The sequence below is a fragment of the Bradyrhizobium sp. USDA 4011 genome (assembly GCF_054063415.1).
In genome coordinates this window covers 2705074-2719957 of the sequence record NZ_JBSSGG010000001.1, presented here as the reverse complement: position 1 = coordinate 2719957, position 14884 = coordinate 2705074, and the positions used below count along the sequence as shown (strand labels likewise).

Here is a 14884-nt window from a genome sequence, read left to right as displayed (position 1 = left end):
AATGCCGGGACCACTCAACGGCGTTCGCGTGCTGGACTTGACCGGGGTCGTATCCGGGCCATTTGCGACGATGTTTCTCGCGGATCAGGGCGCCGATGTCCTGAAAATCGAACCGATCGGAGGTGACATCACGCGTCGCAGCCGAGCGACGATCGACAAGGCGGGCGAATTCTCTGCGCTTTTCATCTCCTCCAATCGGGGTAAGCGCTCGCTTTCCGTCGACGTCAAGTCCGAAGCCGGGCGGGATATCCTCGCCCGTCTCGTCGCCCAAGCGGATGTGCTCGTGCAGAACTTCCGCCCCGGCACGATGGAGCGGCTGGGCCTCGGCGTCGACGAACTGCGAAAGCGCCATCCGCGCTTGATCTACGTTTCGATCAGTGGGGTGGGGGACCATGGCCCTTACGTGAAGAAGCGCGTCTACGACCCGATCGTTCAGGGCCTGTCCGGCTTCGCGGACATACAATCCCAGCCGGTGACCAATCGCCCGCAGATGATCCGCACGATCGTGTGCGACAAGACGACGGCGGTGATGACCGCGCAGGCGGTGGCTTCCGCTCTCTACGCACGGGAAAAGACCGGGCACGGCGATCATATCCACGTCGCGATGCTGGATGTGATGATCTCCTATCTCTGGCCCGAGGGGATGATGCAATACACCGTCGTCGGCAAGGAGCAGACCGTCACCGACCCCAATGACCGGCCTGACCTGGTCTTCAAGACGCTCGACGGCTTCCTGACCTGCGGCACGATCTCGGACTCGGAGTGGCAAGGCTTCTGCAAGGCGTCGGGCGATCCGGAGCTCGTCAAGGACGAGCGCTTCGCGACCCCGACGGCGCGCTCAGTGAACGCCACCGCGCGCATCAACAAGATGCAGGAATATATCGGCCTGCGCACCACGGCGGATTGGCTCGACCGACTTGATGCGGCGGATGTGCCGTGTGCACCGATCCTGCGGCGGTCCGAGATCATCAAGAACGAACAGGTGGTCGCCCGAGGCATCATCACCGAATTCGATCAGCCAGGCGTCGGCCGCGTCCGGCAACCGAAGCCGGCGGCCCAGTTTGCCGTGAACCCGTCCGCGATTGGCGGGCCGGCGCCGCGCATCGGCGAGCACAGCCGCGAGGTCCTTCGCGAACTCGCTTATTCCGACGCCGAGATCGAAAAAATGATCGCCGACAAGGCGGTGCGGGTTGCCGTTGTGAAGGAGCACGAGCATGTCTGACGGGAAAAAAGTTGCGTTGCTGGTTGGCGCTGGTGACGCGATTGGCGCCGCGGTCGCAAAGCGTTTCGCGCTGGGCGGCTTCACCGTGTGCGTGGCGAGGCGCGACGCCGCCAAGTCGCATCAACTCGGCGACGAGCTGAAGAAAGCAGGCTGTGATTTCCATGCCTTTTCGGTCGATGCCCGGAACGAGGCGGAGGTGCAAGAGCTGTTTGCGAAGGTCGAAAAAGAGGTGGGACCGATCGAGGTGTGTCTCTTCAATGCCGGATCGAACGTGAACAAGCCTCTTCTCGAGACCACCGAAAAGCTCTTCACGCGAGCCTGGGAACTCGCCTGCTACGCCGGATTTCTTGTCGGTCGCGAAGCTGCGCGGCATATGCTCCCGCGAGGACGCGGCACGATGCTGTTCACGGGTGCGACCGCCAGTCTACGCGGCGGCAAGGGCTTTGCGGCGTTCTCTGCGGCTAAATTCGGATTGCGGGCCGTAGCGCAGGCGATGGCGCGCGAATTGGGTCCAAAAGGCGTTCACGTCATGCACCTGATCATCGACGCCGGCGTCGATAGCGTGGCCATCCACGAGCGCTTGAAAGCCTCGGGCGTCGACCTTGAGACCATCAAGCCGGACAGCCTAACGAAGACATCCTCGATCGCCGAAGCGTACTGGTACGCGCATCAACAGAGCCGCGATGGATGGACGCATGAGCTCGATCTTCGGCCAAGCGCGGAGACATGGTGACATGGATCCGAACCTGATCTTATGGGGGGTCGGAACGTCCCGCACGATCCGTCCGCATTGGGCGCTGCACGAGCTAGGGCTCAAATATGATATGCGTCCTATTCAGCCGCGAACCGGCGAAACCAAAACGGTCGAGTTCACCGCGTTGAGCCCGCGGCAGAAAATTCCTCTGCTTCAAGACAATGATCTGACGATCGGGGAAAGTGCCGCGATCGTGGCTTACTTGGCGCGCCGCTATGGAACCAGCGAAAATCCGCTGGTCCCCGAGGATCCCAATGGCTACGCCAAGTGGTTGGAGTGGTGTTTTTTTATCGTCACTGAACTCGATTCGACCAGTCTTTACGTGATGCGTCGGCACGGCACGGTGAAGGGATTGGCGCACATTTATGGTCATGCGCCCGAAGTCGTGCGTCAGGCGGGCGAATATTTCCGCAGTCAGCTACGAAACGTCGACGCCGCGTTACGCGATGACCGGACCTATCTCATGGGTGATCAATTTACGACGGCGGACATCCTCCTCACGACGTGCCTTACCTGGGCGATCGATTATGGCGTGGGTATCTGCGATAGCGCAGTCCCGTATCTCGAACGAACCACGGCAAGGAGCGCCTACCTCGCCAGTGAGAAGACCAACTGCTCGAGTTAAGACTTAGACGCGACCGCAGGGTCGCTGGCTGTGCCTCAGCAACGTTTCGGCGTGACCGAGGATTTTTCGCCGTCGTCCGGACGAAGCAGATCCCATGTCCCGCAGGCGTGGGCCCAGCTTAGATAGTCTTTTCCAGGCGGGCTAGCACGACGTATAGCATGCGCCGCTGCGTCTGCCTCCAGCCCGCTTCCTATTAACATTTGAACTTCTCTTCCCAATCAGAGTCAACGGGAAAGCGGAGGCCGGATTTCTCTCAGCTCGGTTGACGATGACTACGCGTGCACAATGGATTTCCGCTCAGGGTGCCTTAGCGGCCATTTTTCGACCAAGACCCGGTGCCCGCTTTTGACCCGAACCGATCATCAAAAAAGCGGCACTCTAGACAGGCTGTCTCGCCTGAGGGATTATGCACCGTTAGGCGAACCAGGGCGGCCGCCATGGACGTCGGGGATTGGCTGCGGAGGCTTGGCTTCGAGCAATATGAGGCGGCATTCCGCGACAATGAAATCGACGACACGGTCTTGCCGAGCTTGTCGGCGGAGGACTTGAAGGAGCTCGGTGTTGGATCAGTCGGGCATCGCCGCAAGCTGCTCGACGCCATCGCGGGCTTGCGAGCCGAAGCGGACGGACCAACGCCGCTATCCGACACTGCTCCGGCAAGAGACGAAGCCGCCAAGGATACCGCTGAGCGCCGCCAGGTGACCGTGATGTTCTCGGACCTAGTCGGTTCGACATCGCTCTCCGCACGGATGGACCCAGAGGATCTCCGCGACATTATTTCGGCCTACCAGTCGTGTATTGCCGATACCGTGCGCCGCTTCGGCGGCTTTGTCGCGAAATACATGGGCGACGGCGTGCTCGTTTACTTTGGCTATCCGCAGGCGCACGAGGACGATGCTGAGCGAGCCGTTCGCGCAGCGTTGGAAGCGATTGCTGCAGTTGGCGCACTGAAGTTTTCTGTTCCCCTACAGACCCGCGTTGGTATCGCGACTGGAGTCGTGGTTGTGGGCGATCTCATCGGATCGGGCGAGGCACAGGAGCGCGGCATCGTAGGCGAGACGCCGAACCTCGCATCTCGCCTTCAGGCCATCGCCGAGCCGAGCACGGTTGTCATTGCCGGGGCAACGCGCGGGCTGCTGGGCCGCCTGTTCGAACTGCGGGACCTCGGACCCAGGCAGCTCAAGGGGATCGCTGGGCCGGTGAAAGCCTTCGCGGTGTTGCGGGCAAGTTCTGTCGAGAGCCGCTTCGAGGCAATGCACGCCGGCGACCTCACTGCGCTCGTCGGACGAGAAGAAGAACTTGAACTGCTTCTGCGGCGCTGGGCGAGAGCCAAGGCCGGCGAAGGCCAGATGGTGCTGTTATCCGGTGAGGCCGGGATCGGCAAATCCAGGCTCTGCGCAGCGCTCATGGAGGGGCTTGCAGCCGAACCGCACACGCGGCTGCGTTACTTCTGCTCGCCCCAGCACACGGACAGCGCTTTTTATTCACTCATCGGGCAGTTCGAACGTGCCGCCGGATTTGAGCACGGCGACACACCGCAAACAAAGCTCGACAAGCTCGATGCGTTGCTGGCGCAAAGCTCGACGTCCAAGCAGGACGCGGCGCTCTTTGCCGAGATGTTGTTACTCCCCAACGACGGACGCTACCCCGCTCTGGAGCTTGCTCCCGAACAACGCCGGCAGAAGACGCTGGAGGCACTTGACCTACAAATGGAAACCCTGGCGCGCTCCAGCCCCGTGCTGACGGTCGTTGAGGATGCGCACTGGGCCGACCCCACTAGCCTGGAAGCGTTTGGTCGCACGGTAGACCGGATTGCAAACCTTCCCGTGCTGTTGATCGTGACGTTCCGGCCCGAATTCGAGGCACCCTGGGTTGGGCAACCTCACGTGACGACACTTGCGCTCAATCGGCTGGGCCATCGCGACATCGGCACCATGATCGACCGCGTTGTCGGCAACAAGCCGCTGCGGGCGGACATCAGAAAGGACATCATCGAGCGTACCGACGGCGTCCCCTTGTTCGTGGAGGAGATGACAAAGGCAGTATTGGAGGCAGGCGGCGAGCTGGAAGGGATGCAGACTGCGGCTTCGGTTCCCTTGCCGGCGCACGCCGTCCCCGCGAGTTTGCATGCGTCCCTGATGGCCCGGCTCGACCGGCTCGGCTCGCCCAAGGAGGTGGCACAGATCGGGGCGGCGATCGGTCGTGAGTTCTCTCACGCGTTGTTGGCCGCCGTGGCGCGCAAGCGAGAGGCGGAACTGGTCTCCTCACTCGATCGTCTCATCCAGGCCGGCTTGCTGTTCCGCAAGGGCGTGCCGCCGCACGCGAGCTATCTGTTCAAGCATGCACTTGTCCAGGACGCGTCCTATGGCACGCTGCTGCGGGAGCCAAGGCGCGCGCTCCATGCCCGTATCGCCGAAGTCCTCGAAAGCCAAATCGTGGATATTGCCGATCGTCAGCCGGACCTGCTGGCGCACCACTGCACCGAGGCCGGCCTGACCGAGAAAGCTGCGCGCCTCTGGAGCAAGGCGGGGCGGCAGTCGCTCGCGCGCTCGGCCTTCATCGAGGCAGTGGCGCATTTTACGCGCGCGCTCTCCCAATTCGAGGTATTGCCGGTTACGGCGTCGCTGATCCGCGATCGGATCGAAGCGCTAGTAGGGCTCGGGAACGCACTGATCGACACCGCGGGCCACGCGGCGCCTGAGACGAGAGCGGCGTATGGCCGGGCTAGCGAACTGATGACACAAAGTGAACAGCTCGGAGAGGCTCTGGACGATCCACTGCTGCAGGTTTCGGTGCTCGTGGGCCTCTGGCGCGGCGCTTACGTGGCGTTCGACGGCGACCGGATGCGCGAGCTTGCGGCGGAGCTACTGGTGCTCGCCGAGAAGCACGAGGCGACCGTCCTGCTCGCCATCGCACATCACTACATGGGAATGACACAGGGGCTTACAGGAAATATTGCCGAAGCTAGAACGCGCTTCGATAAGGCGCTCGCCCTTTACGATCCTGCCGAGTACCGTCCACTGGCGACGCGACTTGGCATTGACGTTCGAATTGCGGCCTTGTCCTTTCGAGCGTGGACCCTCTGGTTGCTTGGTTATCCCGGGGCCGCGCAAGCGGACATTGACTACGCGGTTAATGAAGCGCGCAAGATCGGCCAGGCTACCAATCTGATGCTAGCGCTGGGCATCACGAGTTATACCCATATGCTCTGCGGGAACCACGCTGCGGCGAACGCGCTCGCGGACGAGCTCGTCGTCTTGGCGGATAAACAGGGCGCTTTGCTCCGCAAAGCTGAAGCAGTCTTTCATCAGGGTTGCGCGCTGGCGCTTAGCGGCAGAACGGCTGATGCTGTCCGAACAATCACATCCGGGGTGACCGCCTGGCGGTCGACCGGTGCAACTTGTTGGACGCCGTTGCACATGTTGTTCCTGGCGGATGCCCATGCGAGGCTCGGCCAATTCGTTGAGGCTTGGCGCTGCATCGGCGAGGCACTTGCGGCGAGCAAGGCATCCAAGGAAAGCTGGTGCGATGCCGACATCGACCGCCTGGCCGGAGACATCGTGCTGCTCTCGGGCGAGCCGGATACGGCAAAAGCGGAAGTGTATTTTGAAGGTGCACTCGCGGTGGCGCGTAGGCAGCAGGCAAAGTCCCTCGAACTGCGCGCGGCGACGAGCATGGCACGGTTGTGGCGCGATCAGGGGAAGCGGGACAAGGCCCGAGAACTTCTTGCTCCAATCTACGGCTGGTTCACGGAGGGCTTCGATACCCTCGATTTAAAGGAAGCCAAGGCACTGCTCGCCGGGTTGCAGGACTGACAACGAGTTTTTTCCTCGGATTTTTTGCGGCGCATAAGTCCGTTACTGGCCCTTCTGAGACATGCCAAACGGCCGTTACGATGTCCGCATGGGAGCCAAGACCGGAAGTGCCGCTCCCACTGGTCCAAGATCTCAGTTTGACCCATCGCGGAATTGGTCGGCTTCAAGGGGGAGCGCCCTAAACCTTCGTATCGTTCCGTGACACCATTTAGATGACGGACGACTACCGACGTTCAATTGAGTTGCTGATCGAGACCGTCCTAGGCTGCACGCGTTAGAAAAGCGCACGGGCTCATGAAGTGCGATCGTGAAAAAAGGATGATCGACGAACAGCTGCGATAGAGCCAAGAGGAGACTACGATGCCCATCTGCTCCGAAAGTCTTAAATCTGGCAGTGCCGCGCGATGCGCCGTTTGTGACGGGAAGTTTGGTCTCGTGCGGCACTACTCGTGGCGAACGCCTCTTTGTTCTAAGAAGTGCGTCGATCGCTTCAGAGCTCGCAAGGAAAGTGATCGCAATTGGGTGGGTTGGCTCCAGATCACCTTCAACCAGCTGACAGAGAACCGAGCGAGGGCTTTGTGATGATCCAGATCTCACAACGAGGCAAGGGATATTTAGAGACGGCACGGACTTTGCTCCGCGCAGCCCAAACCATGACCGACTCAGCGATTGCGGGTCAGCTTAAGGCCCTAGCCGACGACTACGAGCGGCGAGCTGAGAAAGCTTCGCATGTTGATGCGGCAAAGCATTCGCCCGATCGGCTGAGCGCTGAACGCGAATGGCGTGCATGACCGGCTGGGCAGCTTCAAACATGTTCCTCAAATTCTGTACCATTGAAACGCTGAACCTGCGCTCCGGCTCCAAGGAGCTGGAGGCATTCAACGTCGAGCGTGTGCGCGGCTACCTCAGGCGCAATCTCGGCTGCAAGAAGAAGGAAGTAATCCACGCGCTAGGCCTAAATCCACGAACGGTGGCCAAGGCTATCAAGATCATCCGGGCAAATGCCCATCGGAGCGATGGGGTTCTCCAGTCGTGATCAAGATCATCGCCGTGCTCTGCAATCTCTCCGCTCCGGCAAATTGCCACGAGCAGACCGTCACCACCTCGGACTTAGCCGACGTCTCGATGCAGTCCTGCCTGATGGGCGCGCCGCAGCTCGCCGAGTGGATGAACCTGCATCCGGCAGAGCGCCTGGCGGGCTGGCGCTGCGTGGTCGGCAAACAGGATAGCAGGGGAGCTTAGGGTGGCTAGCCGCTTCCCGGGATGCGTTGAACCTCTTAATTCCAAAGGCTGCGATCACTGACTAGGACCGTTCGATAGCCACCAAGGCCTGCCGATCGAGTAAGTCCTTATTTGGTGTATGAGGCCGGGAGTGGCCTTCTCGGAAGTGTCGCGCTGGCTATTGAAGGTCCGGTGCCGGGAGTGAAGCGGACGTCGCGAATCGCGCGTTCCAACTTCCGAGTGTGACCCTGGCTGTGTGAAAACGCGAAAAATCAAAGCGCCGCGAGAATTGGTTTATCCAATTCGTTCTCTGAGTTGAGTTCGCTTGCGATGTGAGGGGCAAAACGGTCTCAGACGAATGATTTCGTCTCTCGCCATTGAGCGCCTCGGCGTTTTCACCCAGCCAAGGCCCTTTGCAGACCTGGGTTGACGATGGCAGAAGTCTGCCGTTGGGGCTAAAGTCATGACGCCCGCACGTGTCGCATCGGAGCGTCAGGCGGAGGGAGAACGGCATGGCAGCGCGCGGATCAGATGGACTGCTCCTTTGCCTGGGTCTCCTGCTTGCGATGCCGGCGCTGGCCGCCAAGCGGGCCGAACGGAATGAGTGCGCGGCCAGCGCCAACAAGCCCGAGGTCGGGGGCGCGGCCTGCAGCCGCATCATCGAGGATGCGAGCGAGCCGGTGGCAGAACGCGTCGAGGCCTTTAAGAACCGGGGCCGCGGCTCCTTCAACAGGAAGGATTACGACGGCGCGATTGCGGACTACGGCGAGGCCGTTAAGCTCAGCCCGAAGGACGCCTGGGCTTTTGCGCACCGGTGTGAGGCGTACGAAAGCAAAGAGGATCACCACGCGGCCATTGCGAATTGCACCGAGGCGATCAGGATCGATCCGAATTATGGCTGGGCCTACAACAACCGCGGCGTCGCCTCCTACGGTCTGCATGAATACGACGCGGCGCTGGCCGACCACGCCGAGGCGATCAGGATCGACTCCAGGGACGCGTGGGCCTACGCCCGCCGCGGCATGGCGTGGACGGAAAAGGGTGAATTCGACCAGGCGGTCGCCGATATCACCGAGGCGGTCACAATCGATCCGAAATACGCTTTTGGTTTTGGCCAAAGAGGTCAGGCGCTCTTCAGGAAGAGGTTGATCACGAAAAAAGGCGGATGGGAGCCCGCGATCGCAGACTACAGCGAGGCCATCGAGCTCGATCCAAATCTGGTCTGGCTGTACAGTTCGCGTGGCGTCGCCTACAGCAACAATCACCAATACGATTTAGCCGTTCCGGATTGCAGCGAGGTCATCAAGCGCGAACCAAAAAATTCCAGCGGGTACAACTGTCTCGGCGTCGCTTACGAAGGCTCAGAGGACTATAGCCGCGCGCTCGCCGCCTACAATGAGTCCATCAGCATCGATCCAAGGAACGGCGTGGCGTATTGGAATCGCGGCAATGCCTATGCGGCGTCGCGCAGGATGGATGACGCGATCCGCGACTATGAGCAGGAGATCGCGATAAACCCCAAGGACTTCAACGCTTTCAACTCACGCGGCAAAGCCTGGGTCGCAAACGGCGACCGCGGTGCCGCGATGGCAGACTCCAAAGCGATTGCAGATTTCACGCAAGCGATCCACTTGAATCCGTCCTATGTCGAGGCCTACGACAACCGCGGCCGCACCTATGAAGTGATCGGGCACCGCACTGATGCGATCGCCGATTTCCGCAAGGCGCAATCGATCGATCCGACCGACGAGGTCAGCACGAAACTGCTCCGCATGCTCGGTTTCTGACCGCGTGCCGCGGAGCCGCCTCAAGCGAGAATGTCTGCAAGTGGCCCCCTTGAGACATGTCGGACGGCCGTGACAAGTCCGCTCCGAATGAAGACCGGAAGTGCCGACCCGCCGGTGCGAGGTCTCAGTTTGACCCACAGCAGAACTCGCGGTCAGGTTGCCTGTTCTTTAGGACGGCTCACAAGTGCAGCATCACGACGCAGTGTTTGCGATCGCCGGCAGGGCGAATTGAAAGCTGGCGCCGCGGGGCCCGTTTGCGCTGGCCCACAGGCGTCCGTTATGCGCTTCGATAATTGACCGGCAGATCGATAGCCCAAGCCCCAAACCGCCCGGTTTTGTGGTGTAGAAAGCCTCGAACACGCGCTCAAGATCCGCCGGTGCGAAGCCTGGACCTGAATCGCGCACTTCGACGAACACGCCATCCGGCTCGTTACGGGTGCTGATGAGCAATTCTCGCTCCTTTTCGCCAACGTCGCGCATCGCTTCGATGGCATTGAGGATCAAGTTAAGCAGTACCTGTTGCAGCTGGACCCGATCCCCCCTGATATGCGGCAAGCCCTCCGCTAACTGCGTCCGCTCCGAGACGCTATTGTTTGCGGCCTCCACTCGGGTGAGAGCAATAACCTCAAGGATGGCATCGTTGATCGCTACGGCGTCCTTTCGCGCGGGCGCCTTCTTTATGAGCGCGCGGATCCGCCCGATGACCTCGCCAGCGCGATTCCCCTCCTTGACAATAAGAGAGACCGCGTCATCCACCTCGCGAAAATTCGGCGTCTCCGCCCTTAGCCAGCGCCGAGCGGCTAACGCGTATGTGACTGCCGCGGCGATCGGCTGATTCACTTCATGCGCGATTGATGACGTCAACTGTCCCATCGTTGCCACGCGATTGGCGTGCGCCAGATCCATCTGCATGTCCCGCAGCGCCTCTTCTGCCCGCTTGCGCTCGGTGATGTGCTGCGCGACGCCTCGGTAGCCGATGAAGCGCCCCGCCTTATCAAACACTGGCAGGCCCGAAACAGATATGTAGCGCTTGCCGCCGTCCGCGGCGGGTCGCGCGAGCTCAAAGTCACGGAAAGGCAGGTGGGCCTCGAGGGTCTCCCGGTGCTTGCGCCAGGCCTCCGCGTCAGGCTCCAAGTAGGGCACTTCCCACCTTGTCTTGCCGATTTCAGAGCCCGGCGCCGGCGGGTCTGCAAGGCCTTCGGCGAAATCCTGACGGATGAAGCGATGCTGCGCATCGGATTCCCAGTACACGTCGAAGGAGAATTGTGTGAGCGTGCGAAAGCGCTCCTCGCTCTCGCGCAATGCTTCCTCCGCGAGCTTGCGCTCGGTCAGGTCGAGCACGAAAGCGACACCCTGGTGTCGTTCTTCGCCGAACGCAGCCAAACCGATCAACACGGGCACGCGGCCCCCATCTTTCCGAAAGTACTCCTTCTCGAATGGTTGGACTGCCCCGATCAGCTTCAACTCTGCATCAGTCCGCGCGTCGCGCTCGCGCCATTCCGGCGGCGTCAGGTCCGTTCGGTTCAGGCGACCCGAGATAAGATCCTCTCGATCGTATCCCCCCATGCGGAGAAACGCGTCATTGGCCTCAAGAATGTGACCTTCGAGATCCCAGATGATGATCCCCATGATATTGGCGTCGACCAGGCGCCGGATCTTTGCTTCGTGCTGTTCGAGCTGGCTGTGCAATGTTGCTAGCGTTCTCAAGTCGTTCTGCAACACATCGCGGCACAGCAGCAGCTGCCTGAGGTAAAGCTGGCTATATTCGTTGCTTTTGTTGTCGTAAACGCAAATAGTCCCGAATATCTCGCCATTGGGCCAACTGATCGGGACACCCAGGTAAGAGACCATTCCCCGTTTGATGTCAGGACTCGATTTCCAGCGTTCATCCCGGCGAGCGTCAGGGACAAGCAGCGGTCGACCGGTCTTCATCACGGTCTCGCAATAGCGCGATCCGGCTTCGGAAGGTTTGCAGTCGCTGGCTACGGCGACTTCGCTGTTGGAGGGCTCTACTCGCATCACCACGGCGGAAGGAACGTGCATGATCTCGGCAAGTAAGTCCACGATCTCTTGCCACTTCTTGATGATTTCAGAGGGTACCCGAGCCAGAGCAGGCATGGTCTCTTCGAGCCTCGTCTTTCAACAGGTGGGGACTCCGTTTGCGCGTCCGGCGGCAGATCTCTGGAACGTCTCCGATGATGAACGCCAGTTCGGGGACCGAGGCCCGCAATTCCCGTCCCCTCGACCCAGTGCTTCGCTGCGAGTGGGCTCGTCACCGAGGTACCCACGGGATTGGAAAATGCTATCCCGCATCAGCGCTGAACCGGAAGGACAAATCCCATTGACGCATACTGGACGCTACCACCCTATACCCCAAATTCAAAGGGCGCTTCAGAGCCTCCGCAACGGTCGTGAGCTTGACCGCCGGCTGGCCCAGGTCCGGAATTGGCCGATTTCGTTGAAAAAGGCGGCAGTAATCCGGTGCATTGGCGCCAGCTTCGAAGCAGCCCAGCGCTTGGGTTCTCCGCTATGCGGACCTTGGGATTTGCATCGGGATCAGCTTGGCCATCTTACGAAGGTTCTGAGCGGTGGCTGCGAGGGTGAACTCGTCACGCGCGCCGTTCGGGCCTCTTAGTCGCAGACGATCGAGTTTGAGAATGCGCTTGAGGTGCGCGAACAGCATCTCGATCTTCTTGCGGAGCCGACGAGAAGTGCGGCCCTTCCATGATCTTGCGATCTGGCGCGCCATGTCGCGAGCGCCCTCGTAGATCGAGCGCGGCACCCTCCGTGAGGCCTGCGTGGGACAGCACCGGGACTTCAATGCGCAGCGATCACAATCGCGCTTGCTGGCGAGGTAGAGCATGGTGGCGCCATCGTTCACCAGCGTTCCGGTCGTGGTAAGAACTTTGCCGCCGGGACAACGATAGAGGTCTCCGGCATGGTCATAGGTGAAGTCATCGCGCGAGAAGATCCCGTCTGCGCGGGCTTCGAGGTCGGCGTTGGCGCTTCGCATTGGAGTGCGGCGCCCTATTGCAAAGGTCAAGGATCTTACAATTTCGTGGGGCACGAACACGCAAGGCCGAGACGCCGAAGGCGGCTGCTGCTGGGACTCGGCGCTTGCGCCTTGCTGCTCATTGCCTTCTGGGGGCTGACGTCGCGATAGTACCAAAAAACTACGCCGCCCGTTCGTACAACTAACGGAAGAAGAGCCGGCGCCAGGGCCCGTGCGCCAGCTCCTCCCGAAACGTGACCGCACTACTGCCGCTCCGGATTTATGCGGCCGGTTCCGGCTTGCGATATCCCGCGCTGACGCTAGGCTGAGAGCCTTACTTCAATTGGAGAGACGACGTGGCTACAGGTACTGTTAAATGGTTTAATCCCACCAAGGGGTATGGGTTCATTCAGCCCGACAACGGTGGCAAAGACGTATTCGTGCATATTTCGGCGGTCGAAAAGGCCGGTCTGAGCAGCCTCAACGAGGGTGCAAAGGTCAGTTACGAAGAGCGAGAAAATAGGGGCAAGACTTCCGCCGAAAACCTGCGGGTGGGCTGAGCGGGCTAGGAACAAGTGACAATGCCAGGAGTCAGGGAAAATACTCCCGGCTCTCACACCCCACACACACCCGGTCGGGAGTTAAGAATGGCGACCTCGGCGTGCGCGGCACGCCGGGGTCGTTCTCGTTTCAGAGTGGCGCAAACGCCACAAGGTCAGTGGCGGGTCGAAGGGGGTGTCAGGCCGATATTCCACTCTCTCCAATGGGTCGGATGAACCAGCACGGGTCGATTTGAATCGGCCTTGACCCATCCGCCTAGAACTCGGCAACAGGGGAATATGAGCGCGTGGAGGCCGTCCGAGTCGATCACGGCCAATTCAAAACGCGATTGAAGTAAGCCATCGGCGGGCGTCGGAAGTTGACTACGATCAAAATCTAAAGCCGTAAGTGCGAGAAACTACCGCCCAAATGTCCGGTGTCCTGATTCTCCGCTGCGAGGTCGGTGTCGCCTGCAGCCGGTGTTTTTACGGTGGAGAACACGGGACGAACGTCACCCTTGCTGCTCTGGTAGTCATCCCTCGATAGTGAGGCGACCCAGGAACGCATTGCAGGCCCGCTCGGCTTCAGCGAACGTGCCGAAGGGCGGATCCGGATACTTGAGCCGCGGGCATATTCAGAAAGTCCGGGCGATATGACGCAACAAAACCAGGCTCTCCATGCCAGCCAGGTCCACTTCGATTCTCGCTGCTGATAACGAATGAATAGTCGTCGCTGCTTGCGATCCAAATTTCCAGATCCTTAGCTGTATCCACGCGGTGATAGTGCAGGGCCATTTCCACCCTCCACCGGCAGAGGTCCAAGCTTGGTTCTCCGCGGTCAGCCAGATGGACGCTTTAACCTACTTTTGTTCGGTTGGCCGCTTCAGCCTCGCGCGCCAGCCGTTCCGCCTTTAGGCGCTCCCGATTGTCGTGGAGTGCTTTTTGCGCTTTCGCATATTCGGTCAAAGCTTTCTTCGCTTCGGCTTGTCTGAATACCTTGCGGGCTTCGCGTTCCGCTGCCGTAGGTGCCCGCCGTTCTCGGTCACTGATCATTGTTGACCTCCCATTTTGGGCTCGACAGTCAACGCCCAGAGACTCGGTTTTGATCCTATTGGCTTTGGGGGCTGACAGGGGACGGCGGCGGCCATGCCGAAACTGCTCAAGTTGAGTTTCGGTCGCGTCTGACTTTCTGAAACTCCTCCGGTCCTTTGATGAGCCGACGCTTACGACTGGCTTGATCGTCCGGGCTGGCCGCGGGGTCGGTAACCTTGTCGATTGCTTTGCTCGCCAGTTCGCGGGCGCGCTGCTTTGGGTCTTCGCGGCCTTGCTGGTCTTCGCGCTCATCAAGCGGTGGCTTAGTCAGTACGGTCAGCCCGAGCTCGACCAGTCGGCGGATGGCTTCGGACAGAGAAGGCGAATCCGGTTGATATTCAGCCCATCTGACTACGCTTGCCCGCATTTCAGGAGATGCGCGAAAGCCCATTAGGGGATCCTTGCCCGTAGCGGGCCGGCCCCTCTTTTTAGGTTTAACCTTTATTGGCTTCTTCATGATTTAGGTTGTACGTTAAAAGCGAGCCGAGCGAGGATAATCCGTCGGACTGGCAGGGAACCTGAGGGCTAAGTACTTAAAATAAAAGGTAATATATTATAGTATTTTATATCGAGCGAGCTATCAGTCCATAACGTGGAACGAATGTTTGGCCTCGGGAATCATGAGCCCTTCACTTGATCAAGAGGCGCAGTGGCCAGCCGCCCGAGAGGGGAGCCGGGTGGGCCTAGGCAGCCCCCAGGATCCCCAGCGGAGCCCCGAGAATTCGCTCCGGCATGCAAGGCGGCTCTAGCCAGACGCTCACCAGTGGATTCGCAAAGCCGTCTGAAGGAATGCGCACAATTCTGCGCTGGCGATCGGGTGGCGTGACTGGCGAGTTC

Annotated in this window: 10 protein-coding genes and 3 pseudogenes; 8 read left to right on the top strand and 5 right to left on the bottom strand. The window is 60.3% G+C overall.

Features of this window, described 5'->3' with window-relative positions:
* Nucleotide 1: 1 nt before the first annotated feature.
* From ACVW1C_RS12720 to ACVW1C_RS12690, 7 genes are all read left to right on the top strand, one after another.
* Complete coding sequence (locus ACVW1C_RS12720) at nt 2-1222, top strand: CaiB/BaiF CoA transferase family protein (protein WP_456758710.1); 1221 nt, start codon at nt 2-4, stop codon at nt 1220-1222.
* A complete protein-coding gene (locus tag ACVW1C_RS12715; RefSeq protein WP_456758709.1) occupies nt 1215-1955 on the top strand; it encodes an SDR family NAD(P)-dependent oxidoreductase in 741 nt (246 codons plus the stop codon). Before ACVW1C_RS12720 ends, ACVW1C_RS12715 begins: the two co-directional genes overlap by 8 nt.
* Before the next feature lies 1 nt (nt 1956).
* On the top strand, nt 1957-2601 hold the full coding sequence (locus tag ACVW1C_RS12710; RefSeq protein WP_456758708.1) for a glutathione S-transferase family protein: 645 nt from the start codon (nt 1957-1959) through the stop codon (nt 2599-2601).
* A gap of 437 nt (nt 2602-3038) precedes the next feature.
* Nucleotides 3039-6416: an adenylate/guanylate cyclase domain-containing protein gene (locus ACVW1C_RS12705; protein WP_456758707.1), complete on the top strand. Its 3378-nt coding sequence runs from the start codon at nt 3039-3041 to the stop codon at nt 6414-6416.
* 787 nt (nt 6417-7203) lie between these two features.
* Nucleotides 7204-7452, top strand: a complete 249-nt coding sequence (locus ACVW1C_RS12700; protein WP_456758706.1) for a hypothetical protein — start codon at nt 7204-7206, stop codon at nt 7450-7452.
* Complete coding sequence (locus tag ACVW1C_RS12695; RefSeq protein ID WP_456758705.1) at nt 7449-7658, top strand: hypothetical protein; 210 nt, start codon at nt 7449-7451, stop codon at nt 7656-7658. The genes ACVW1C_RS12700 and ACVW1C_RS12695 overlap by 4 nt, the downstream gene beginning before the upstream one ends.
* A 545-nt stretch (nt 7659-8203) precedes the next feature.
* Nucleotides 8204-9424, top strand: a complete 1221-nt coding sequence (locus ACVW1C_RS12690) for a tetratricopeptide repeat protein (RefSeq protein ID WP_456758704.1) — start codon at nt 8204-8206, stop codon at nt 9422-9424.
* Between the two features lie 192 nt (nt 9425-9616).
* On the opposite strand, the pseudogene ACVW1C_RS12685 reads toward ACVW1C_RS12690, so the two are convergent.
* From ACVW1C_RS12685 to ACVW1C_RS12675, 3 pseudogenes are all read right to left on the bottom strand, one after another.
* Nucleotides 9617-11095, bottom strand: a pseudogene (locus ACVW1C_RS12685) (PAS domain-containing sensor histidine kinase); the annotation flags it as partial.
* 78 nt (nt 11096-11173) lie between these two features.
* A pseudogene (locus tag ACVW1C_RS12680) lies at nt 11174-11542 on the bottom strand (GAF domain-containing protein); the annotation flags it as partial.
* Between the two features lie 409 nt (nt 11543-11951).
* Nucleotides 11952-12419: pseudogene (locus tag ACVW1C_RS12675) on the bottom strand (transposase); the annotation flags it as partial.
* A 353-nt stretch (nt 12420-12772) separates the two neighbouring features.
* Here ACVW1C_RS12675 and ACVW1C_RS12670 point away from each other — a divergent pair.
* Entirely contained in the window at nt 12773-12976 is a 204-nt protein-coding gene (locus ACVW1C_RS12670) for a cold-shock protein (RefSeq protein WP_076865209.1), read from the top strand.
* A gap of 834 nt (nt 12977-13810) precedes the next feature.
* On the opposite strand, the gene ACVW1C_RS12665 is transcribed toward ACVW1C_RS12670, so the two are convergent.
* Together ACVW1C_RS12665 and ACVW1C_RS12660 are read right to left on the bottom strand one after the other, a co-directional pair.
* Entirely contained in the window at nt 13811-14008 is a 198-nt protein-coding gene (locus ACVW1C_RS12665) for a hypothetical protein (protein WP_456758703.1), read from the bottom strand.
* Between the two features lie 106 nt (nt 14009-14114).
* Nucleotides 14115-14438 carry a hypothetical protein gene (locus ACVW1C_RS12660; protein WP_456758702.1) on the bottom strand — a complete coding sequence of 108 codons (324 nt, stop codon included), beginning with the start codon at nt 14436-14438 and terminating at the stop codon, nt 14115-14117.
* Nucleotides 14439-14884 lie beyond the last annotated feature (446 nt).

Excerpts from the sequence above, each read along its gene's own strand:
- ACVW1C_RS12715 (WP_456758709.1), top strand. The coding sequence starts at position 1,215 with ATGTCTGACGGGAAAAAAGTTGCGTTGCTGGTTGGCGCTGGTGACGCG.
- ACVW1C_RS12720 (WP_456758710.1), top strand. The coding sequence starts at position 2 with ATGCCGGGACCACTCAACGGCGTTCGCGTGCTGGACTTGACCGGGGTC.
- ACVW1C_RS12665 (WP_456758703.1), bottom strand. The coding sequence starts at position 14,008 with ATGATCAGTGACCGAGAACGGCGGGCACCTACGGCAGCGGAACGCGAA.
- ACVW1C_RS12705 (WP_456758707.1), top strand. The coding sequence starts at position 3,039 with ATGGACGTCGGGGATTGGCTGCGGAGGCTTGGCTTCGAGCAATATGAG.
- ACVW1C_RS12700 (WP_456758706.1), top strand. The coding sequence starts at position 7,204 with ATGACCGGCTGGGCAGCTTCAAACATGTTCCTCAAATTCTGTACCATT.
- ACVW1C_RS12690 (WP_456758704.1), top strand. The coding sequence starts at position 8,204 with ATGCCGGCGCTGGCCGCCAAGCGGGCCGAACGGAATGAGTGCGCGGCC.
- ACVW1C_RS12660 (WP_456758702.1), bottom strand. The coding sequence starts at position 14,438 with ATGGGCTTTCGCGCATCTCCTGAAATGCGGGCAAGCGTAGTCAGATGG.
- ACVW1C_RS12710 (WP_456758708.1), top strand. The coding sequence starts at position 1,957 with ATGGATCCGAACCTGATCTTATGGGGGGTCGGAACGTCCCGCACGATC.